A 23628-nucleotide genomic window follows, 5' to 3' on the forward strand; every position below is an offset into this window, starting at 1 on the left:
AACCTTGCTTTTATAGTATAAAGTCAACGCACATTACCCAGATAAAATCCGCTGTTTTTTTGTTCTAGAATCATTTTTACCTCTCGCTTTAAATACCTCTTTAGAAATAGAAAGATCCAAGTCACACATTAGCAAAGGCCTTGGAGATTTTAAGGTCATGTTAGGTTAGCCTTTCCTTGGGGAATTCTATTTCCAGCATCCACTTAAGTCGCTTCTAGTGACCAAAAACACAGACATAGAATCTGTTGGCTCTAGAACATAGCGTTTAAGCAATGCCAAACCTATGCAGGGAAAAAAATGATGAACGCACAAACAACTAAAATCGCACTGCTGTTAGCAGCAAGTGCAGTCACTATGGCCTTAGCGGGCTGTGGTGGCAGCGATGGTAATGATGGTAATCCCGGTGAACCTGGTGGCGAACCTGCTCCAGCGATTCAAACCCTTAATTTCGCCTTTGACAAATCTGTCGTCACTAACGGTATTCCGAGTGTTGAGTTTACCGTCACTAACGAAAATGATTTACCCGTTGTTGGCCTACAAAAAATGCGTTTTGCCGCAGCACAATTAATCCCACAAGGCGCAACTGGTGCAGGTAATGCGTCACAATGGCAATACTTTGGTGATGAAACCTGTGATGTAGCTGCAACATGCCCAGGGACTTTCGTTGACAAGAAAAACGGTCACTACAGTTATACTTTTAGTATGAACCTGACCGCTAACACTAAAGTCACTTATAACGAACAGTTAGCTCAACGAGTATTAATCCGCGCTTATAACACTCCGCTTCCCGATGGTACTCAAGTACCAAACAGTAACGCCTTTGTCGACTTCACTGCCGATACTGGTGCACTGCCAACATACAGTCGCAAAATTGTCGCCACAGAAAGCTGTAATACTTGTCACCAAGATTTAGCTAATGTTAAACATGGCGGCGCGTATTCCGACGTTAATTACTGTGCAACTTGCCACACGGCCGGAAAAGTCGGTGTAGGTAAAGAGTTCAATGTTCTCGTTCACGCTAAACACAAAGACCTCACCTTAGGCTCATTAGAAAGCTGTCAAAGCTGTCACGCAGCAAATGAGGCTACGCCTGATTGGAGTAATTGGTCACGTATCCCAACTGCTGCCTCATGTGGAAGCTGCCATAGCGCAGTGGACTTTGCTGCTGGTAAAGGCCACTCACAACAACTAGATAACTCCAACTGTATCGCCTGTCATAACAGCGATTGGACTGCAGAACTGCACACAGGTAAGACTGCAGACAAAAAAGCCGTTATCGCTCAGTTAGGTATGTCAGCAGCACTTGCTGGTCAAGCTGATGATACTGCAGTATTAACCGTGTCTATCTTAGACAAAGATGGTAACGCAATTGATGCGGCAACCGTTCAAGATAAGATTAAACGTTTAGAGTCTGTTACCAACGTTGGCCCTAACTTCCCGATCATGGGCTACAATCCAAGTCCAGGTAGCGGTAAAGCGAAAATAGCGAAAGACTTAGTCAAAGATGGCGCACTGCAAGAAGGTGTAACCTTAGTTGACGGTAAATTGGTCTTTACAACACCCGCTCTACCTTTCGGTGCAGGCGATACTGATACCGCCTTTACCATTATCGGTTTAGAAGTGTGTAGCACTGGTACAAGCTTAACCGCATGTACCGCAGACAGCGCAACAACGAGCATGAAAGCTGAACTAGCTTTTGGCACTAAGTCTGGTAAAGCACCGAGCATGCGTCATGTTAACTCAGTTGAGTTTGGTACCTGTCAAGGTTGTCACGGTGATAGCTTCGAAATTCACAAAGGCCACCATGCGGGTTTTGTGATGACAGAACAGCTATCACATGCAAAAGATGCCAGCGGTAAGCCAATCGTCGGTGTGGATGCGTGTGTCGCTTGTCATACCCCTGATGGTACCTATGCAAGTGGTGCTAACAAAGGTGCGTTGGAGATGAAATTACACGTTGTTCATGGTAAACAAGGTGTCATCAAAGAATGTACCCAATGTCATAACGACTTCAACCTAGATGCATTCAAGGTCAAAGGCGCTCTGGCAACAACTGCGGGTAAATACACCACGCCAATCACTGCCACTTGTACTTCATGCCACGCGCCAGAATCTATTGGCCACGGCTTAGAAAATATGGGCGCGATTGTGAACGGTGATTATGTTCAAGCCAATCAAGCGGCGCAGTCAGAAACCTGTTTCTACTGTCACAAACCCACACCAACAGATCACACTCAGGTGAAGATGTAATTTGCCCAAGCAGGGGGAGTTCGCTCCCCCTTTCTTGAATTTTGTTGGGACAAATTGGGAAGCCTATTATGAAGAACAGCCTAAAAATGAAAAACCTACTGCCGGCACTTGTCATCTCCATGGCAATGTCTGCAGTGATGTCTTTATGCATCACACCGAGTGCACACGCCTCAAAGTGGGATGACAAAATGACTCCAGAACAAGTCGAAGCCACCTTAGATAAGAAGTTTGCCGAAGGCAGCTACTCCCCTAAAGGTGCCGATTCTTGTTTGATGTGCCACAAAAAATCTGAAAAAGTGATGGACCTTTTCAAAGGTGTCCATGGCGCCATTGATTCATCAAAGAGCCCAATGGCTGGCCTGCAATGTGAAGCCTGTCATGGTCCTATGGGTCAACACAATAAAGGCGGCAACGAGCCGATGATCACTTTTGGTAAGCAATCGACCTTAAGTGCAGAAAAACAAAACAGTGTCTGTATGAGCTGTCACCAAGATGATAAACGCGTATCTTGGAACGGTAGTCACCATGACAATGCCGATGTCGCTTGTGCCTCATGCCACCAAGTGCATGTCGCAAAAGATCCTGTGTTATCAAAAAACACCGAAATGGAAGTCTGTACTAGCTGTCACACGAAGCAAAAAGCAGATATGAATAAACGCTCGAGTCACCCACTAAAATGGGCTCAAATGACCTGTAGCGATTGTCATAATCCCCATGGGAGCATGACAGATTCCGATCTAAACAAGCCTAGCATTAACGAAACCTGTTACTCCTGCCACGCCGAGAAACGCGGCCCAAAACTGTGGGAACATGCACCCGTCACTGAGAACTGTGTGACTTGCCACAATCCTCACGGCAGTGTGAATGATGCCATGTTGAAAACCCGCGCACCGCAGCTGTGTCAGCAATGTCACGCCAGCGATGGCCACGCCAGCAATGCTTACTTAGGTAACACTGGTTTAGGTTCAAACGTCGGCGACAATGCCTTTACGGGTGGAAGAAGCTGTTTAAATTGCCACAGTCAGGTCCATGGTTCAAACCATCCATCTGGCAAGCTATTACAGCGCTAAGGAGACGAGAAAATGAAATTTAAACTCAATTTGATCACTCTGGCGTTACTAGCAAACACAGGTTTTGCAATAGCGGCCGACGGGTATGGCTTAGCCAATGCCAATACAGAAAAAGTCAAAATGTCCGCTTGGAGCTGTAAAGGCTGCGTTGTTGAAACGGGTACGTCTGGCACTGTGGGTGTGGGCGTGGGTTACAACAGCGAAGAGGATATTCGCTCGGCGAATGCCTTTGGGACTTCAAACGAAGTTGCGGGTAAATTTGATGCCGATGTCACCTTCCGTGGTGAGAAAGGCTATCAAGCCAGCGTTGAAGCTTATCAACTGGGCATGGATGGTGGCCGTTTAGATGTCAATGCGGGCAAACAAGGCCAGTATAATGTCAATGTAAACTATCGCCAAATCGCCACTTACAACAGTAATAGCGCCTTAACGCCCTACTCTGGTGTCGGCAGCGATAATTTAACCTTGCCAGACAACTGGGTAACTGCGGGTTCAAGCAGCCAGATGCCTTTACTGATGGACAATCTAAATGCCTTAGAACTGTCGCTCAAACGTGAGCGCACAGGGTTAGGTTTTGACTATCAAGGTGAATCGCTGTGGAGTACGCATGTGAGCTACATGCGTGAAGAAAAAACCGGCTTGAAAAAAACATCAGGTGGATTCTTTAACCAATCCATGATGTTAGCTGAGCCAGTTGATTACACCACTGACTCCATTGAAGCTGGCATTAAACTAAAAGGCGATCGTTGGTTCACTGCACTTAACTACAATGGCTCAATTTTTAAGAACGAGTACAACCAGTTAAACTTCGACAGTGCCTTCAATCCAACTTTTGGTGCTCAAACCTCTGGCACACTCGCCCTTGACCCTGACAACCAGTCACACACAGTGTCGCTCATGGGCCAATACAACGACAATACCAATGTGTTAACAGGTCGTGTGCTTGCGGGACAAATGAGTCAAGACCAAGCATTAGTCACTTCAGGCTATGGCTATCAAGTGCCGACAGAGGCCGTTGATGCCAAAGTTGACCTCACAGGGTTGAACTTAAAAGTCGTCAGTAAAGTGACTAACTCACTGCGCTTAAGTGGTAGCTACGACTATAGCGACCGTGATAACAATACTCAAATTGAAGAGTGGACCCAAGTCAGCATCAACAATGTCAATGGTAAGGTGGCCTATAACACCCCTTACGATAACACTAGCCAACGCTTCAAAGTGGCGGCGGATTATCGTATTACCCATGGACTGAAGCTTGATGGCGGCTATGACTTCAAACGTGACGACCGTAATTATCAAGACCGTGAAACCACGGATGAAAATACCGTTTGGGCACGTTTGCGTGTTAACAGCTTTGAAACTTGGGATATGTGGGTTAAGGGCAGTTACGGTCAGCGTGATGGCTCGCAATATCAAGCTTCTGAATGGACATCTTCTGAAACCAACAGCCTGTTACGTAAGTACAATCTGGCTAACCGCGACAGAACCCAGATTGAAGTTCGAGTCACCCACTCGCCAATCGACAGCTTGACCATAGATTTCGGTGCCCGTTACGCATTAGATGACTACTCTGACACAGTTATTGGCTTAACTGAGTCCAAAGACACTAGTTATGATGCCAACATCAGCTACATGATCACCGATGATTTACTGGCGACAGCCTTCTACAACTACCAAATCATTGAGTCTGAACAAGCGGGAAGCAGTAATTACAGCACCCCAACGTGGACAGGATTCATTGAAGACAATGTAGATGTGGTCGGGGCAGGCCTTAGCTACAACAACTTGCTTGAGAACAAGTTACGCATGGGATTGGATTACACTTATTCAAACTCCGACAGTAACACTCAAGTCAGACAAGGTATCACAGGCGACTATGGCGATTATTTTGCCAAAGTGCACAACATTAACTTATATGCTCAATATCAAGCCACCGAGAAAATGGCGCTGCGCTTGGATTATAAAATTGAGAATTATAAAGACAATGATGCCGCCAATGATATCGCCGTCGATGGGATCTGGAACGTCGTAGGCTTTGGCAGCAATAGCCATGACTACACAGCGCAAATGATCATGCTGAGCATGAGTTACAAACTCTAATCGATACTGTTCATAACACGAAAAGCCCGCATGTTGCGGGCTTTTGTTTAAGTGCAGCAAGATCTTTTAAAGCGATAACATCATGGCAGATAACAGTAAAAATCTTGAATAAGATCAGACTCTGGCGCGAAAGTCCGCCCATAAAAACCTTAATCCTTGAGTTTTGGCTCACTTTAGCGGATCTTAATTCAATCTTTTAGTTAATCCTCTGAGCCCATGCGTATTTATTCTTCACTCTCCCAATCTCAGTGGCTGTTATCACTTTCTGCACTAGTGGGGCTAAGCCTATTACCCTTACCCGCCATGGCGTTCGACCCATCGGGTGGCGCAGCGAGCCTATTTATCATTTTAGGCCTCGGTGGTTTTACCTTAATCAATCTGTTTCTACAGGGCTTATTCTTTTTTGCGGGTCAGTATCGTAGCGCCACTTTTGCCAAACGCCATGTATTAAGCGCACTAATAGTGCCATTAATTACCATTGCGTTAGCCATTTATGATCATAGAGGTTGGAGTGATTTCGCCCTTAACTTAGGCATTATCTGTGTCGGTATTGGACTGATTTTATTGCCACTACAGCTTTGCCAAATCGATAAGCCCAACAATCGCAATGCTGATTGGATCATCAGCCTAGGGGCATTATTTATCTTAACTTTGAGCTATGTGATTGCCCCCTTAGCCTTCTTTACGATTGTACTGGCCCACATCTGTTTAGCTTCAAGCCCAAATCAAATTCCTAAGATATTAAGTTATATCGGTTTAATCCTTGGCTATTCTCTTTTTGGCTACTGGATATATCAAACAGTGATGATGCTCCAATCCTGATTGAAAATGAATGAGCAACGATAAAATTAGCGATTAAATTGACTAAGACGAATCTCACTAAAGCGCCATCGCCACTTTGCGTAACTGTACCGCCATCATGCTCGGCATCAATGGCTAAACTGCTGGCAAAAATCAGCGCCTGTACTTTATGTCAGGCCCATTTACCCTTAGCGCCCAAGCCGATATTACAGGCCAGTACCCAAGCGCGAATTTTGATTGCAGGCCAAGCTCCGGGCGTGAAAACCCACCATAAAGGCATACCTTTTGACGATGCCAGCGGTGAACGGCTGCGCACTTGGTTGAATGTCACGCGGGAGCAATTCTACGACCCCAATCTTTTTGCCATTATCCCTATGGGATTTTGTTTTCCGGGCAGTATCCAAAAAAACGGTAAAAAGCAGGGCGATAAACCACCGCGCCCCGAATGTGCTGCCACTTGGCATCAGGCCTTGCTCGCCCTAATGCCGCAAATAGAGCTAATTGTGATCCTCGGCCAATATGCCATCGACTATCATCTACCGCGCGAATCGTCCGAGGCCGTAAACCCCACTTCGCCGATCACTAAGCCTCAAACAACCAGCAGTAAAATTTCGACCAACGATAAAGTAAAAGCCATCCCCAAACTGAAACCAATAACAGTGACCCAAGCATGCGCGCAATGGCAGCAATATTGGCCTAAGTATCTTGTCTTGCCGCACCCAAGCCCACGTAATAATCTTTGGCTTAAGCAGCATCCTGAGTTTGAACGCGATATGCTACCCAGATTAAGAATGCGTATTGCATCCCTGTTAAACCTTAAACCCCACTAGGCGCCTGTATGTATCTACTTGATTCTGCCATCGCTAAGCAAATTGTGAGTCGCACAATGAAAATCATTGGCCACAATATCAATGTGATGAACGGCCAAGGGGTGATTTTAGGCTCAGGCGACCCTAAGCGTATAGGGTCAACCCACGAAGGCGCGCTGCTGGCGATTGCCCAAAATCGCAATGTGGAGATCAGTCAAGAAGTCGCCTCAGGGCTGCATGGCGTTAAGCCAGGCATCAATTTACCCTTACATTATCAAGGACAAATTATCGGCGTCGTCGGCATTACCGGTGATCCGCGTGAGCTCACCCATTATGGTGAGTTACTTAAAATGACCGCCGAAATGATTGTTGAACAAGCCAACCTGCAGGATAAATTGCAATGGGAGAATCGCCAGCGTGAAGAGTTTATTCTGCAATTGATCAAAGCTGAAACCGATGATGCACAGTTGCACCGCTGGGCAAAACAGCTCGACATTGACATCAGCCTGCCAAGAGTCGCGGCCATTATTGAGATCAGCGAGAAAAACATCCAGAAACACCACTTAAAGACCGATACCACCCCATCGGCCTTGTACTTAGCTGAGGCATCCACTCTGCCCGCCGATGAACGTAGCCCCAGAGTCAGTGAAACCCTCAAGCAAGTGCTGCATCTATTGCAATATCCTGACCGTGGTAACTTGATTGCCATGACCTCAATGTCGCAGTTGGTGATCCTAAAGCCAGCTTTTTTAGATGGAAAACAATGGGATCCTGAGCTTGAAAATCAGCGCATCGATAAGCTGTTACAGCGCTTACCCGCCCAAATGGATTTAAACTTTAAAATTGCCCTAGGCCATTTCTTCCCCGAAAAAGGTGGGATAGCGCGCTCCTATCACACGGCTCAAGAAACCTTAGCACTCGGTAAGCAGCTCAATGCAGAAGAGAATAAATACCTGTTTGAAGATTATTCCCTACAAGTGTTACTTGCAGGGCTAAAACATGACTGGCGCGGTCAGGCGCTGGCAACGCCCTATCAGCAACTCGCCAAGGCGGATAAAAACGGCCAATTACGCAAAACCTTAGCGGCTTACATCACCCACTTTGGCGATGCACAGCAATGCGCGAATGCCCTGTTTATTCATCGCAATACACTGAGATATCGCCTTGATAAAATTCAGCAAATCACCCAAGCCGACATTCAATCCCTGCATGGATTATTAAGCCTGTATCTTGGGCAATTAATTGATACTTCGACTCGCTTAACTTAACGCTCAAATGACTTAACAACTCAACAGATTAGCCAGAAAAAAGCCCGCAGATGACGGCGCAGACCTTATAACCAGATCAATTGAGTAAAACTTGGGCTGTACTAAAAAATTAATTGAAAGATTTATACCGTATCCCCTTTCCTATCCTTTCATATAGTATCGCGTCGATATGCTAGCGCTCTCTACTTAGTCCATTGAAAGGAATGATAATGACCTCAATCAAACTGACTTTACTCGCCAAAGCTTGTCTCATTAGCGGCTTAGCGCTGACTTCACCTTCGTTAATCGCGGCCGAGAAAACCATTCCCGAACTGGTCGATGCCGTCAACGGCACACCCGATGTGGCAAGTCGCGAGGCGGGTAAAAATGTCAAACTGCGTAATCACACTAAGGGATTTTGTACCTCGGGCAGTTTTAAACCGAATCCACAATTACAACAAACGTTGGCAATTCCATTTTTTAATCAAGATAGTATCAAGGTTACAGCCCGCTTTTCCCTCGGCGGTACAAATCCGCAGATCTCAGATAAAACCGCTGGGCGCTTTATGTCACTCAAAATTGATGGCGATAAAGAAAACCTTAACTTTGTCACCACTAACGTTCCTGTTTTCTTTGCCAAAAATCTCGAAGAGTTTTTTAACTTTCAGACCAAAGTGAAACAAGGCCCTGAAGGTAAACAGTGGCTTATTGATAATCAACCCAGCGCCAAAACTTTTTTCGACTATGTTAAACAGCTGCCTCCCAGCCCAAGTTTTGCCAACAGCCGCTACTTCGGTGTAAATAGTTTCCTGTTCAGCACGCAAAAAAACAGTGTTCAACAAGGTGAAACGGTCGCGGGTAAATGGATTTTTGAACCTGTCGCTGGTACTGCCGGGCTGTCAGCCAGTGAACTTGCCAATCTCAGTGATGATTTTTTAAAGGCGGAATTACTCGAGCGCATTAAAACCCAGCCAGCACAATGGAACCTTTACATTCAACTCGCCGAAATGGGGGATGAGATTAATGACCCTACCGTGATCTGGCCTGAAACTCGCCAGCGTTTACTGGTAGGCCAAGTGATGATTAACGGTGAGCGAGACAGCGATCCCCAAGTTCAACAGTGCGATAAAGGCATATTTAACCCACTGTTATTGCCTAAGGGCATTACTGCATCTGCCGATCCGATACTCAATGCCCGCACCGCAGCCTATGTCGAATCCTTTATTCGTCGTCAATAAAGAGTCGAGTTAAGTCCCTCCTGTTTAGGATTGGCAAATAGCCCTATTTGCCAATCCTAATCGACAAGCGCCTCCCTTACCGACAAAACGCCTCCTCCTGCATTCGAATTCACCTAAGCATTTTTGTGCATGAGCACAAAAATGGCGAAACATAACGCGGTAATTCCGTGGATTTAGCCAAAGCTATTCAAACATACCTGCACAATAATAGGATGACCTTAAAGCAGCCCTCATTTGGACTCAGGCCCAAATAAGCACTGCGCCCTACACTATAAGTCAAAAAACTTACTCAAAAACTTCAGCCAAGAACTGAACGGGACAAACTATGAACTTAGTGCTTATTCTCATCGGCGTGATTGCATTTATTGTTATCGCGACCTCAAAATTTAAACTCCACCCCTTTTTAACCTTAATTCTGGCCGCCTTTATCGCGGCCTTCGCCTATGGCCTGCCAAGCGGAGAAATCGCTAAAACCATTACCACAGGGTTTGGCAATATTTTAGGCTATATCGGCTTAGTGATCGTCTTAGGCACTATCATAGGGATTATTCTGGAAAAAAGCGGCGCCGCCATCACCATGGCCGATGTGGTGATCAAGATATTAGGTAAACGCTTCCCGACACTCACTATGTCAATTATCGGTTATCTCGTGTCTATTCCGGTCTTTTGTGACTCGGGTTTTGTGATCTTAAACTCACTGAAACAATCGATGGCGAACCGCATGAAGGTCTCTAGTGTCTCCATGAGCGTTGCCTTAGCCACAGGTCTGTACGCCACTCACACCTTTGTACCGCCAACGCCAGGCCCTATCGCCGCCGCAGGCAACTTAGGCTTAGAGTCCAACTTAGGCTTAGTGATCGGTGTGGGTCTCTTTGTGGCTGCCGTTGCGGCACTCGCGGGTATGTTATGGGCAAACCGCTTTGCCGATGTTGAACCCGATGGGGAAGGCGCAGAAGAACTTAAAGCGCAGGCCAGTGACTATGAAACGCTGAAAAAAAGCTATGGCACGTTACCAAGCCCATTAAAAGCTTTCGCACCGATTTTTGTGCCTATCGTATTAATTTGTTTAGGTTCTATCGCTAACTTCCCTTCAGCGCCTTTGGGTAAAGAAGGTGTGTTTGATGTGCTCGTGTTCCTCGGTCAGCCCGTTAATGCCCTGATGATTGGCCTGTTTTTATCCCTGCTGCTGTTAAAGGGTGAGAATAAGATCAGCGAATTTAGCGAACGCATCAGCCAAGGGCTCGTCACTGCCGCGCCGATTATTTTAATCACAGGTGCAGGTGGTGCCTTTGGTGCGGTATTAAAAGCCACGCCTATCGGTGACTTTTTGGGCACATCACTGTCGGCACTGGGTATCGGTATCTTTATGCCATTTATCGTCGCTGCCGCGCTTAAGTCGGCGCAGGGTTCATCGACAGTCGCGTTAGTCGCAACCTCAGCACTGGTTGCGCCTATGCTTGGCGATATTGGTCTTGGTAGCGATATGGGACGAGTATTAACAGTAATGGCAATTGGCGCAGGTGCGATGACAGTTTCCCACGCCAATGACAGCTTCTTTTGGGTTGTCACCCAATTTAGCCGCATGAGCGTCAAACAAGCCTATAAAGCCCAAACTATGGCGACCCTAATCCAAGGTGTAACGTCCATGGTAACTGTGTATGTGCTAAGCCTAGTGTTGCTCTAATATTAATGAGTTCTTGATTCAATATTGTCCCTTGGGCACATACCGTGCCCAAGATATAGTTCTGTTATACGCCCTAATAATTGCAACAGATTAATGTGCCAGTGATGGATATAAATTCCTTTATATCACCTCAGTTTTAGCACAGGGATGTTGTTGCGCCCAACGTAAGTGGCCTTGGGTTTAGTGTTCAACATTTAGCCCTGTTTTATCCCATTTAGCTGTAGGATTTTTAATGAAAATAGTTATCGCCCCCGACTCATTTAAAGAAAGCTTAAGTGCGCTCGAAGTGGCCAACGCCATAGAACAAGGCTTAAAACAAGTGATCCCCGACTGCGACATAGTCAAAATACCCGTTGCCGATGGTGGCGAAGGCACAGTGCAATCTATGGTGGACGCCACGGGCGGCAGTATTGTCAGCTTAGAAGTCATGGGGCCACTGGGACATAGAGTGCAAGCACACTATGGCATTCTTGGTGAAGGTATTCTCAGCGCTGCGATCAATACAAGTTCTGCTTCAGTTTCACGTGCAGATCCAACGAACAAATCGCCACATCGAGGCGCGATTGCCGTGATTGAAATGGCCTCAGCGTCTGGGCTACACCATGTGCCGAGGGAGCAACGTAACCCGCTGCTTACCACAAGTTATGGCACGGGTGAGCTAATTTGTGATGCGCTTAATCGGGGGATAAAGCACATCATTTTGGGGCTAGGCGGCAGTGCCACCAACGATGGCGGCGCGGGTATGGCCCAAGCGCTGGATATTTTATTGCTCGATGGCCAAGGTAAAACCTTGCCTTCTGGCGGCGCAGCGCTGGCGAACCTTGCTCAAATCGATGTATCAAACGCTCATCCACTTTTACGTGAGTGCAGCTTCGAAGTTGCCTGCGATGTTGATAATCCACTGTGCGGTGAACGCGGTGCATCGGCAATTTTTGGTCAGCAAAAAGGTGCGACGCCCGAGATGGTTAAGCAGCTAGATGCCGCTCTTGCCCATTATGCCGATGTGATTGCCCGCAATGGCATTAGCGATCACCGCGATCATGCCGGAGCTGGCGCTGCGGGCGGTATGGGTCTTGGCGTGATGGCTTTTTTAAATGCCGAGCTTAAACCTGGGGTTGAGATTGTAATGCAAACCGTTGGCCTTGCGGACAAAATCCGTGGCGCCGATTTAGTGATCACTGGTGAAGGCCGCATCGATGGTCAAACCGTATTTGGTAAAACCCCAATGGGCGTGTTAAAGCAAGCCAGACTGCAGGGCATTCCGACTATCGGTATCGCGGGCTGCCTCGGTGAAAACGCCAATGCCATATTGGATCACGGTATGACGGCTATCTTCCCTATCATCCCGCACTTAAGTCCGCTCGATGATGTGCTGGCCAATGCCAAGCTAAACCTTTGCAATACCGCCCGAAATATCGGCGCGGTACTCATGTTAGGCCAGCGCTAATTTTAGGGCTAACATGAATTTTAGGGCTAATGCTCAGGCTTGATGAGTGGCTCGTCGAGTTAAACATAAAGGCGCCATAACGGCGCCTTTGCTTATTTAGGCCGCAACGCTTTGGTAACACAAAATTTTAGTGCTTGATGCCTAAAAGGCCTTGCAGTAAAGTGAGCTCCCTTTTTGGTATTCCGCTGATTGAACATTTGAGAGTCACTGATCGCGCATCACTGGTCGAGAATCACTGGTCCGTTATACTCTTCGAGCCAATTTGCGGTTTCACTATAAAAATTAATAGACGGCAAGCCCCATGACCCAGAAACTCCCTCGCCAAGCCACCGCATCCGAAGCAAGTTTGCTCCGCATTTTTACTGCACCGGAAGATGCAAGCTCAACGCTGAGTATTATTGAGCAAAAGCTCTCCGAGGACTTAGCAGGCTTTTTGGGTGACAGTATCGCCGCGCTCGAAAAACCCTTGTCTGAAATCGAAACCGATTTTCAAGCTTTTGAGATCCCAACTCAGCCGCGTTTTGTCTCCGATTACACCGACGAAATTATGCAAAATTTGGTGGCGCATTCGGTACACACAGCGGCGCCAAGTTTTATCGGCCACATGACTTCGGCACTGCCCTACTTTGTGTTGCCGCTGTCAAAAATGATGGTGGGACTCAATCAAAATCTGGTCAAAATAGAAACCTCTAAGGCATTTACGCCGCTTGAACGCCAAGTGCTCGGCATGATGCACCATTTGATTTATGCCCAAGATACAGATTTTTATCAAAGCTGGATGCACAGCGCCAATCATTCCCTCGGGGCATTTTGCTCCGGCGGCACGGTTGCCAACATCACGGCGCTGTGGATTGCCCGTAACCAATTATTAAAAGCCGATGGCGAGTTTAAAGGCGTCAGCCGCGAAGGCTTACTCAAGGCGCTGCGCCACTATGGCTATGACGATTTAGCGATTTTGGTCTCGGAGCGCGGTCACTATTCGCTAGGCAAAGCCGTCGATCTGCTTGGTATCGGCCGCGACAATATCATCAGCATTCCCACTGGCAGCAATAACAAGGTCGATGTTGCGAAAATGCGTCAAGCCGCCCTTGAACTTGCTAGCAAGAACATCAAAGTATTAGCGATTGTTGGCGTGGCTGGCACCACAGAAACCGGTAATGTTGACCCGTTGACAGAATTAGCTGCGCTGGCAAAAGAGTTAAACTGCCATTTCCATGTGGATGCAGCGTGGGGCGGCGCAAGTTTATTATCCAATAAATACCGCCACTTACTCGCAGGTATCGAACTTGCGGACTCAGTCACTATCGATGCCCACAAACAAATGTACGTGCCTATGGGCGCAGGCATGGTGTTATTTAAAGACCCAGAGTTTGCCCACGCCATTGCCCACCACGCCGAATATATTCTGCGCCGTGGTTCAAAGGACTTAGGCAGCCAAACGCTAGAAGGTTCACGCCCCGGCATGGCGATGTTAGTGCACGCTTGCTTACAGATCATCGGCCGCGATGGTTATGAAATCTTAATCAATAACAGCCTTGAAAAAGCCCGCTATTTTGCCGAACAAATCAAAACCCATGAGGATTTTGAGCTAATCACTGAGCCAGAACTTTGTCTGCTGACTTACCGTTATGTGCCCGCCAGCATCCAAGCCGCCATGCAACTTGCCTGTGAGCAAGCAGACACAGTAAAACTCGCCCGCTTTAACGAGCTGCTCGATGGCCTCACCCAGTTTATTCAAAAGCACCAACGCGAACAGGGTAAATCCTTCGTCTCCCGTACCCGCATTCAGCCCGCCCGCTATTTTAGACAAGCAACCGTAGTGTTTCGCGTAGTACTCGCCAACCCCCTCACCAGCCATGACATTCTCAATCAAGTGCTGGTTGAGCAAAGCGAAATCGCCGCATTAGATAACGAGTTTTTACCCGCACTCATGGCGATGATTGCGAAATAGCCTTTGGTGAATAGTGTGTTGCGGCTAGTCAGTTTTAAATAGAGAGTTTCAAATCGTAAAAACAGCCGCAAAAATCTTTGCGGCTGTTTTTATTTACAGCACAAAATTAGCGAAACCTTACGTTAAATAACAAAGAAAAAGCACTCTGCATCAGTAGCGGGTACGCCGAATTCCATTGCTTCCGTGACACGCCGTGAAGCCATCCATGGCGGCTCGTTGATGACATCCATGTCATCGAAGGTCACGTCAGTAATTGACTTCGCCGTGGCTAATTTCTGTGTAATCTGCTGCATATGGAAAAATACATACCACTATCATATAGGCAGTCTTGCTCCACACTAAGAGTGAAAACTAGCTTGAAAAAAACCAAGGGGGGTAGGTGTATCACTCTTTAGTGAGATTAGCTTTCGCGCCACTAAGGCTAAATGCCTATGGTCTTTCCCTTTAAACAAATCAAACCAAAGTTTGTTAGTTTTATTTTATTTTTATATATGTTACGTTGCTCCAGTGCTTGTTTGCGGCTTGACAGGAAGTTCAGACTTTAGTTTAACTAATCCACGAAAAACACGGAGGCAGACATTTGCACCGAGAATAGTAATGTCTATATGCCAGTAAATTTTTACCAAAAAAGGATTTTATAAAATGAACATTGGAACTAAGGTTGGTCTTTTACTTTCTGTAACTGGTTGTGTGATTGGGGGATACTTCGGTCTTTCACCTGTCTATTCACTGCTACAATCAGGTGCTATATATGGACAAGAAGCTGGCTTATTTTTTGGAATTACAGGTATTGTAATTGGGAGCATGATAGCTGTGATGGCTTATCTTTCTTCGAGAAAGAATTAACAATCTAATACTATATATGATGGACTAAGGCTAAAATTAACTAGCTTAGACCTAATATGAAACTTATCCATTTATTGGGTAGTATCTGGTTGGATTTGGGTTAAATATTTTTCAGAATAAATTTGTTTTCCATTACACAAGGTAGACATGGTGGGTGTTCGACGATAAGCACATCAGATCTTGTAGCACCCATTGTTTACAGCACTATCCATTTTAAATAAGTTTGATTAGCACAAAATAAGTTAAACGTTATTGCCAAGATTAAGTACTGATCATTCACTCCCTTGTGTGTCAAATTCAATTGCTAAATTTAGGTGACCACAATATTCCTTATACGCATAGCGAGTGATTGATTTCTATCACTGATTAAGATTCAAAAGACTTTACCGATTTTATTAGTTTTTGGAATGATGGACATTCTAAGTGATCTGATTGTGGGCAACTTGCTACATGGTTAAGACTATCTAGTATTGCTTTTAGCCGCTTAATGTTGAGATCAATATCAGATGCTTTTTGCGCTAGTAAATTACGATCAATGGTCAATTGATTCGATTCATTAAACATCGTAGTGATTTCGTTTAATTATAAACCTGCAATACGTCCAAGTGAGATAATATTCAATTTATTAATGATTTTAGGGGCATATTGGCGTCTAAGTCCTTTTCTGCCAATGGATTGGATAAGTCCAATTTTTTCATAATATCTCAATGTTGAAGGAGCTAATCCTGATTCGCGTGATACCTCTGCAATATCCATAACATTCACTCTTGACTTAAAGTCGACTTCAAGTTGTACCATGCCTGAACTATATCAATATCAGGAAAGAATACCAAGAGGGAAAACTGAATGGAGATTTCTATTTGGTTACAGTCAATATTAGTGGGTATTGGTGCCACATTAATAATGGATTCATGGTCATGGTGGCAAAAAACGTACTTCATAATCCAACTCTTGACTATGCATTTGTGGGACGTTGGTTTATTTACAGAGGTCAGCTGGTTCATCGGCCTATTATGGCAACCCCATCTGTTAAAGGAGAAACCTTTCTTGGTTGGTTTCTGCATTATTTTATCGGTATTATTATTGCTTTAATTCATGTATTAATCTTTGGGGAGATGTGGTTATTTGAGCCAACGTTGATACCTGCACTAATGACTGGTTTTGTTACCATAGTGTTTCCTTTCTATGTCATTCAACCTTGTCTTGGATTTGGGATTGCAGCAAATAAAACACCTTCACCATGGAAAGCTCGGTGGCTAAGTTTACTGACACATAGCGTCTATGGCCTAGGGCTATTTTTTGCTGCTTTAAGCCTGAAATATTTAGTTCATGTTTAAACTTAGCTATCCATTAAAAACTTTTGTCACAATAATTTAGTTTAGCCAAAGCAATCGCCACTTGTAAAAAACAATGCTAATGTAATGATTCGTATAAAAAGTATAGCTTTCTAAGCAGAATCTGTCGGAGAAAAAGGATGTTTATCAGATATATTTTAATGCTCACTGCCGTGCTGCTATGCCTTTACCCTGTTTGGGGATTAGTGAGCCCAGCAAGCTACTTGCAGGAGATATTAGAGGTTTATCCCGATGCGGAACAAGCCAGTCATACTCAAGTACGAATTACGGCGGCTATTTTATGGATAAGCAATCTGACGCTATCATTTGCGTTACTATTTATTGCAAAATTCATTAAACAACCTCAAACGTACAAATTCGCGAAAATATCGTCTATCGCATTAATTAGCTATCCATTTATTCTGACGATAACAGAGGCAATTTCTCACAGTATTCTATACCGCCACCTAGAACATACTACGTTGACAATCGAGTTTTCAGCGCAAAAAATGTTCTATTTCGTATTTGGCCTGATCATTCTGGGAATTTATCAATCCCAACAAGAGTACAAACGCGCCAAAGAGAATGGTTAATTTATCAACATATTTTAGGGAAAAACCATTGAAGTTCTTTATCTCTTTTATCTTTGCTTTTATTGGCTCAAAATTATTATTCAAATACTTCGATTTTCACTACGATATTTTTAGCGATCCTTTTGATCCATTGAAATTTATTATTGATACGGGGGTGTTCGTTGTTATTTTTATATCAACACAGATACTGTATGAAAAATATTGGGAAAAACGAATAAACAAGAACAGCCATAATTCCCCCAACTAATGCACATAAGGATAATGCGCAGAGGGACTATGAATAATATATGCTGTTAACACGCTCACAAGCGCTAAGCGACCAATCGAAACCACATAGGAACTAGAAAGCTTTATATGCGAAAAAACATTCTCCCACTGATCATGCTAAGTCTTGGCGCATTGCCTCTATATGCTCCAGCACAGGACACCAGCGCGTTATGGGGTAAAAAATACGCTGAGGTGAAATCGAGTTTATTGGCTGCTGGCTGGGTATTAGCACCCGTAGCAGAAGATGAAACGCCAATGACAGAAGATTACCCTGAAATAACCTGTGGTAACGGCGCGATGGCCATTTGCTCTGTCGGCTTTAAGCGAGAAAAAACTACGCTTGCCTTAGTAGTTGAGTCTATTGAACAAGTGCTTGTTGTGACAGGTGAATACTAAATAGCCCAATAGATGATGTTAAACTCAGCCTAAGCATCTAATGTAAACGAGGTAGTGATGTCATCTGTACCCCAATCAAAACAAGAACTTGAATTGGCTATTTACTCAGTTTTCCCCAAATTGATGGCAGACTATCGTTCAATCCCAGCCCAAATATCCCGTGTGTGCAGTATAGAAGGAAACATCAAAGGTACACAAATTAGTGTAAGTGATACCGTCGCTTACCTTATTGGTTGGGGTAAATTAGTGCTCAAATGGTACGAGTTAACATCGCAAGCACTCCCCGTTGATTTTCCCGATACGGGTTATAAATGGAATCAACTGGGATTATTAGCAGAGCGATTTCATCATGAATATAGCCAATGGCAATATACTGATTTACTTGATGAATATGAAATGACAATGGAAAAACTATCAACGCTGATTGCAAGTCTCAGTGATCAGCAACTGTACGGCATAAATTGGTACGATAAATGGACTCTGGGCCGTATGATCCAGTTCAACACTTACTCCCCGATGAAGAATATACGTACCAAAGTACGACGATTCAAAAAAGACAATGCATTACCCTAGTAAACAACTCTTTTAAGCACGGAGGTATTCATGCCAAGTACCCACACTCACCCGCAGTTAGGTCCAAATCCCAACGATAAAGCGCCGATGAAAGGCTTTCCCCAGGTTGGCTTTCTTAAAAATTTTATTTCCCGCGAGAACATTATCGTCGGTGATTACACTTATTATGACGATCCAGCAGGTCCTGAGAGGTTCGAGTCGAATGTACTTTATCACTTTGACTTTATTGGCGATAAACTGAATATCGGTAAATTCTGCGCCATTGCGAAAGACGTGAAATTCATTATGAATGGCGCTAATCATCAAGTATCTGGCTTCTCGACTTATCCTTTTTATATCTTCGGCAATGGCTGGGAGAAAGCGGCGCCCAAGCCCGAAGATTTACCTTTTAAGGGCGACACCTGTATCGGTAACGACGTATGGATTGGTTATAACGCCACTATCATGCCTGGGGTAAAAATTGGCCACGGCGCCATTGTTGCCAGTCAATCCGTAGTAACAAAAGATGTACCACCCTACGCTGTGGTTGGCGGTAATCCTGCCACAGTGATCAAGCTGAGATTCGAGCAAACTGTGATAGATGAGCTTGTTGCCATCGCTTGGTGGGATTGGCCGATAGAGAAAATCACTCAACACCTAGAGGCTATCGCAGGTGCAGAACTCACAACATTACAGCAGGCGACCTAAATAACACCTGTCGCGAGCAAGACTGAACGAAAAATCTCAAGCGACAAGCATTAAGCAACAAACATTAAGAAACCGCCATTAAACGCAAACAAAATCCTATATGCGCAATTTTGTACAAAAGCACTGAGGGTTTCTGGGTTATTATCAGGCACAACCCGCCATTAATACACTAAACTCGGAGGCCTAGTGTGAACACAGAACATGCGGCCTACCAGATTGCCGATGAATTAGGTGGCCTCGAGTTACTCAATGCCCACTACCATAAACAAAACTTTAGTCGGCACACCCACGAAGGTTACACAGTCGGCGTGATTGAAACGGGTGCGCAGCGTTTTTATCGCACCGGTGGCAACCATGTGGCGCCAAAGCACAGCATCATTCTCGTCAATGCTGATGAAGTCCATAATGGCTGTAGCGCGACTGAAGGCGGCTGGTCCTATCGTGCCATGTATCCAGTCCCTGTGCAGTTTGCCGGTATTAACAGTGAGCTAGCAACAAACAACGGTGCGCCCTATTTCCCTGAGCCCGTAGTGTACGATCCTGAATTAGCCGAACTGCTGCGCCTCACCTTTAATACCTTAGATACATCGGACAATCGCTTACTGCGCGAAAGCTTGGTCTATTCAAGCTTGACACAGTTGATGACACGCCATGGCAAGAATCACCCAAGCGATGACCTCGCTGTAATCGCTAAGCCTGCGTTAGCACTGGTGAAATCCTTTATCGACGATCATCCTGCGGCCGATATCTCCCTTGAAGAGCTGGCAACGCTTGCAGGATTAAGCTCCTATTATTTACTCAAACAATTTCAGCGTTATTACGGCTTACCGCCCCACGCTTACCAAATTCAGGCCAGAGTGAGACTCGCCAAAGGAAAAATCAAACAAGGCTCACGGCTGCTCGATGTCGCCCTCGATTGTGGGTTTCACGATCAAAGTCACTTGAATCGACATTTTAAGAAGACAGTCGGTGTTACGCCGGGGCAATTTGCCAAAGAAATAGGCCGCAATATTATCCAAGCCTAAACAATCACTTTAAGTTAATCTGCCATGCTCATTCTTGCTTTCTCCTCGATTGACTAAGCAAGCAAGCTTATCCAAGCATTTATTGTTTAACAGCAACCCCGTCGCCGCTATTTTTAGGAGCCAAAGTGACCACCGACAAGCTTATAGAACCTGATGTTTATCCTGTGCATCCATCGAAATCCAAGGCATTTTTAAAAGGTACATTAGCCATGATGCCGTTGACGATAGCTGTTGTACCTTGGGGAGTTTTAGCGGGCTCCTTCGCCATTGAGGTTGGGCTAACGCCCATTGAGAGCCAAGCCATGTCGGCGATTATCTTTGCGGGCGCGGCTCAATTAGTGGCACTCGGCATGGTGAAAGCCGGTATTGGTCTGTGGAGTATCTTAATTACGACGTTACTCATCACCTCACGCCATCTGTTATATGCAATGGCGATGCGCAGTCAAATCAGTCCTTTGCCGTTAAAGTGGCGCCTAACATTGGGCTTTTTGCTCACAGATGAACTGTTTGCCATCGCCAATCAAGGCAAGTTACATAAGTTCGACCCTTGGTACGCCCTTGGCGGCGGTTTGAGTTTCTATATCGGTTGGAACATAGCCACACTACTTGGCATAGTGGCGGGCAATGCGATCGAGAATTTAGATGAGATGGGATTAGATTTTGCCATCGCAGCCACCTTCATCGCTCTGGTCGTTCCTACCATAAAAAAGCCATCGATTCTCGTCTGTGTATTAGTCTCGCTCACCCTAGCAGTGGTATGCGCCGTTTTTAAAATTCAAGCGGGACTGCTCATTGCCGCCATTGCGGGAATGACGGCAGGTGTACTTTACGCCAAAGTGACCAAGGAAGCGGAACGCGCAGAACAATCAGTAAGTCAGTTAGCAAGCACACAGGCCAAAACAGAAATGGATACAGGAGATGGGCCTGACATTAAGACAAAAACATTGTCAGGAGAAAAAGCATGATTTGGTTAATGATCTTTTCAATGGCGGCGGTTGTGTTTATCAGTCGTCATTTACTACTTGAGCCTAAACTACCGCTGCGATTAAGTAAGGGCACCCAAACCTTTTTAAGTTACTCAGCCCCTGCGGTACTCACTGCAATCTTTGCACCCATAGTGTTTGTGCAAGAAGGTCAGCTTGATCTCAGCCTAGATAACAGCTATCTCATCTGCGCCATAGTCGCTACTGTGTTGGCGCTCGTCACCCGTAATACCTTACTGACCACAGTGCTAAGTATGGGACTATTTTTCTTTATCCACTAAGTCAACAAAGAGTCAGTGTTCAGCAACTGCACTGACTCTTGCATCAATCACTGACACCGTTCCTACCACTCTTTTACACAGCCTAACCCCTCTGAGACATCGCCCCCTAGAAAATTACTTCCACGTTATCTTGATTTTCCACAATCTTCATATATTTAGACTCTTATGTCTGTGCAACTAATAGTATCGGCTTTAACGGTATTTCACACATCGACGATAATGAAAGAGTGATGGTATTTATCAGCAATAACAAAGACTCAAACAATAAAAACAAAATACTTAACCTAACCATATTCAAACTATTTAGTCTCTAAAACGTCCATTCAGAAATGTTATTTACTGTATCTATTACAGCACTCATCTCAGTATAGTTCTCGGTATAGCTCTCGAAATAAAGAGTCCATTCAAAAGGTTTTACATAATAAAATGCCGCATAAATATTAATCCACATTCAAAAACCAACCCACTAAAAATTAAAGTAAATACACTATATTATAAAGTTTTAAATACCGTTTAAAAATAAATAAATTAACACCTTTAACCAAACTCAAACACATCTTAAATTAATTCATTTTTATTTTGTTTAATAAAAATAAAAGTGCTAGTTTTTAGATGTGCCTAGCAGTAATGATTATTTATATGATTTATGACTACATATAATTGCCATCGGCGCTCTCAATGAAAGGACGTATTTTATTAAAATAAAGGAACAATCATGAGAACAAAATCTAGCCTGGGTATATTAACTTTATCCTGTTTAACCGCACTTGGAACTGTTTCTTTGTTGGCCGAAGCCGCTATTCCGAATACTATTCCAAAACTGTCAATGGTAGAACACGCTGCCCCTGATCTTGATTCGCTTAAAAATGATGCAATTAACGACCCCTCGTTTATCAGCTCGTTATTCTCCTTAGGACACCATCTCGGATATGCATGGGCTGGCGGTACAGCATCCCAGTATGTTGGTGAAGACATCGAAGTCAGAAGAGAGTCGAGCAACGAATACAGTCTTAAAGCCCGCTATAACGGCAATGATCCTTATGCAAGCGGCTACAGAGCGAATGAACGTTTGAAGGTAAATTTACAAAATATTCATTTCGTCACTAATCCTCAAAGTCTAAAGTTAGGTTCACCTCAAGTTTATGATCGTGAGGCTATTTATACTGCTCCCGTGGTTATCTATAACTGGGGCGATACCGAAGATACCGGTGTGGCCACCCTAAACTATGATTACACCACTAGCTGGGCCAAAACCGATAATTTCTCTTTCTCCGAGAAAATTAGCGTAACCAATAAATATGAAGTGGGTATTCCAGGAATAGGTGGAGCGAGTTCTGAAATCAGCGCCGAATTTTCTGCCAGCCAAGGTTGGAGTGAAACCGACGGCAAAAGTACAACGATTTCGAGTCAGGCGCAGTACCGAGCAATTATGCCGCCTCGCAGCAAACGTTATATCTCAATCACCCTATTTAAACAAAAGGCGGATGTCCCATACACCTCAAGTTTATATATGATGTACGATATAAAATATGAGAACTTCTTAAAATGGGGTGGTAATGCGCATATTAATCATCCGACAAATAGACCTAACTTCCCTTACACCTTTGGCGGAGCGAATGCGAATAATCTGAATGGACCAGAAGCCTTAGTCGATCAATATCTTCATCAAGATATAAACGGTTATGGTGTATGGGATTGGCCTGCTGCGATTAATTCGGCACAGTCAAAAAGTGGGTTTGAGTGGCAATTAGCGAATATTGTTAGACAACATGGCGCACCTATCAGCGGTAAATTTACCGCAATAGATTCGAGTCAATTTAATATCGATGCCAGTGAATCCTATCCACTAACGGATGAAGACATTGCTAATCGTCCTAAAAGCGCTCAAAAATTAGGACTGAGTCGCAATATTCAGGTTGCCGTCGGCGAGATCCAAAACAATGATGAAGATGGTTTAATCAAAAAACTGAATATTTCGCAATCAAGCGAAGTCATGTTAAACAATTAAAAACGGTGAGCTTAGGCTCTCAATAACAGCTATGACAC

22 protein-coding genes are annotated in these 23628 nt (G+C 44.8%); 20 read left to right on the forward strand and 2 right to left on the reverse strand.

Annotated features, from left to right (window positions below):
* Positions 1-297 precede the first annotated feature (297 nt).
* The 10 genes from L5L94_RS11800 to panP all read left to right on the forward strand — a co-directional run bounded on the left by L5L94_RS11800 (position 298) and on the right by panP (position 14597).
* A complete protein-coding gene (locus tag L5L94_RS11800) occupies positions 298-2250 on the forward strand; it encodes an OmcA/MtrC family decaheme c-type cytochrome (protein WP_173245653.1) in 1953 nt (650 codons plus the stop codon).
* Between the two features lie 68 nt (positions 2251-2318).
* On the forward strand, positions 2319-3320 hold the full coding sequence (gene mtrA, locus L5L94_RS11805) for a decaheme c-type cytochrome MtrA (RefSeq protein WP_028760483.1): 1002 nt from the start codon (positions 2319-2321) through the stop codon (positions 3318-3320).
* Between the two features lie 12 nt (positions 3321-3332).
* Positions 3333-5420, forward strand: a complete 2088-nt coding sequence (locus tag L5L94_RS11810) for an MtrB/PioB family decaheme-associated outer membrane protein (RefSeq protein ID WP_263163270.1) — start codon at positions 3333-3335, stop codon at positions 5418-5420.
* Positions 5421-5636: 216 nt separating this feature from the next.
* A complete protein-coding gene (locus L5L94_RS11815) occupies positions 5637-6242 on the forward strand; it encodes a hypothetical protein (RefSeq protein ID WP_263163271.1) in 606 nt (201 codons plus the stop codon).
* A 110-nt stretch (positions 6243-6352) separates the two neighbouring features.
* Positions 6353-7051: a uracil-DNA glycosylase family protein gene (locus tag L5L94_RS11820; protein ID WP_263163311.1), complete on the forward strand. Its 699-nt coding sequence runs from the start codon at positions 6353-6355 to the stop codon at positions 7049-7051.
* 8 nt (positions 7052-7059) lie between these two features.
* Complete coding sequence (locus L5L94_RS11825; RefSeq protein WP_263163273.1) at positions 7060-8298, forward strand: sugar diacid recognition domain-containing protein; 1239 nt, start codon at positions 7060-7062, stop codon at positions 8296-8298.
* A 209-nt stretch (positions 8299-8507) separates the two neighbouring features.
* A complete protein-coding gene (locus L5L94_RS11830; RefSeq protein ID WP_263163275.1) occupies positions 8508-9515 on the forward strand; it encodes a catalase family peroxidase in 1008 nt (335 codons plus the stop codon).
* Between the two features lie 325 nt (positions 9516-9840).
* The gene (locus tag L5L94_RS11835) at positions 9841-11199 is read left to right on the forward strand and encodes a GntP family permease (RefSeq protein WP_263144375.1); all 1359 of its coding nucleotides are present in this window, start codon (positions 9841-9843) and stop codon (positions 11197-11199) included.
* Positions 11200-11431: 232 nt separating this feature from the next.
* Positions 11432-12646, forward strand: coding sequence for a glycerate kinase (locus tag L5L94_RS11840; protein ID WP_263163277.1), 1215 nt, complete (start codon positions 11432-11434; stop codon positions 12644-12646).
* Between the two features lie 301 nt (positions 12647-12947).
* A complete protein-coding gene (gene panP / locus L5L94_RS11845; protein WP_263138169.1) occupies positions 12948-14597 on the forward strand; it encodes a pyridoxal-dependent aspartate 1-decarboxylase PanP in 1650 nt (549 codons plus the stop codon).
* A gap of 122 nt (positions 14598-14719) precedes the next feature.
* Here panP and L5L94_RS11850 read toward each other — a convergent pair whose 3' ends face one another.
* The gene (locus tag L5L94_RS11850) at positions 14720-14890 is read right to left on the reverse strand and encodes a hypothetical protein (RefSeq protein WP_263138168.1); all 171 of its coding nucleotides are present in this window, start codon (positions 14888-14890) and stop codon (positions 14720-14722) included.
* 349 nt (positions 14891-15239) lie between these two features.
* Between L5L94_RS11850 and L5L94_RS11855 the strand changes: the two genes are divergently transcribed.
* The gene (locus L5L94_RS11855; protein ID WP_198572177.1) at positions 15240-15443 is read left to right on the forward strand and encodes a hypothetical protein; all 204 of its coding nucleotides are present in this window, start codon (positions 15240-15242) and stop codon (positions 15441-15443) included.
* Between the two features lie 582 nt (positions 15444-16025).
* Here L5L94_RS11855 and L5L94_RS11860 read toward each other — a convergent pair.
* Positions 16026-16199 (reverse strand): MerR family DNA-binding transcriptional regulator, encoded by a 174-nt coding sequence (locus tag L5L94_RS11860; protein ID WP_263138167.1) that lies wholly within the window; start codon positions 16197-16199, stop codon positions 16026-16028.
* A 104-nt stretch (positions 16200-16303) separates the two neighbouring features.
* On the opposite strand from L5L94_RS11860, the gene L5L94_RS11865 reads away from it, so the two are divergent.
* The 9 genes from L5L94_RS11865 (at position 16304) to L5L94_RS11905 (ending at position 23590) form a co-directional block, all read left to right on the forward strand.
* Complete coding sequence (locus L5L94_RS11865; RefSeq protein WP_263138166.1) at positions 16304-16780, forward strand: DUF2938 domain-containing protein; 477 nt, start codon at positions 16304-16306, stop codon at positions 16778-16780.
* 137 nt (positions 16781-16917) lie between these two features.
* The gene (locus tag L5L94_RS11870; protein WP_263138165.1) at positions 16918-17370 is read left to right on the forward strand and encodes a hypothetical protein; all 453 of its coding nucleotides are present in this window, start codon (positions 16918-16920) and stop codon (positions 17368-17370) included.
* A 354-nt stretch (positions 17371-17724) separates the two neighbouring features.
* Positions 17725-18033, forward strand: coding sequence for a hypothetical protein (locus L5L94_RS11875; protein ID WP_263138164.1), 309 nt, complete (start codon positions 17725-17727; stop codon positions 18031-18033).
* A 57-nt stretch (positions 18034-18090) separates the two neighbouring features.
* Positions 18091-18606 (forward strand): ClbS/DfsB family four-helix bundle protein, encoded by a 516-nt coding sequence (locus L5L94_RS11880; protein ID WP_263138163.1) that lies wholly within the window; start codon positions 18091-18093, stop codon positions 18604-18606.
* A 30-nt stretch (positions 18607-18636) separates the two neighbouring features.
* The gene (locus L5L94_RS11885; RefSeq protein WP_168823624.1) at positions 18637-19293 is read left to right on the forward strand and encodes a Vat family streptogramin A O-acetyltransferase; all 657 of its coding nucleotides are present in this window, start codon (positions 18637-18639) and stop codon (positions 19291-19293) included.
* A 188-nt stretch (positions 19294-19481) separates the two neighbouring features.
* Positions 19482-20318 (forward strand): AraC family transcriptional regulator, encoded by an 837-nt coding sequence (locus L5L94_RS11890; RefSeq protein WP_263163279.1) that lies wholly within the window; start codon positions 19482-19484, stop codon positions 20316-20318.
* A gap of 125 nt (positions 20319-20443) precedes the next feature.
* Positions 20444-21283 (forward strand): AzlC family ABC transporter permease, encoded by an 840-nt coding sequence (locus tag L5L94_RS11895; RefSeq protein ID WP_263163281.1) that lies wholly within the window; start codon positions 20444-20446, stop codon positions 21281-21283.
* Complete coding sequence (locus L5L94_RS11900; protein ID WP_011789923.1) at positions 21280-21582, forward strand: AzlD domain-containing protein; 303 nt, start codon at positions 21280-21282, stop codon at positions 21580-21582. Before L5L94_RS11895 ends, L5L94_RS11900 begins: the two co-directional genes overlap by 4 nt.
* Positions 21583-22297: 715 nt before the next feature.
* Positions 22298-23590, forward strand: a complete 1293-nt coding sequence (locus tag L5L94_RS11905) for an aerolysin family beta-barrel pore-forming toxin (protein WP_263163283.1) — start codon at positions 22298-22300, stop codon at positions 23588-23590.
* The last annotated feature ends 38 nt before the right edge of the window (positions 23591-23628 follow it).

Source organism: Shewanella sp. SM21 (genome assembly GCF_025654335.1).
GTDB lineage: Bacteria > Pseudomonadota > Gammaproteobacteria > Enterobacterales > Shewanellaceae > Shewanella > Shewanella oncorhynchi.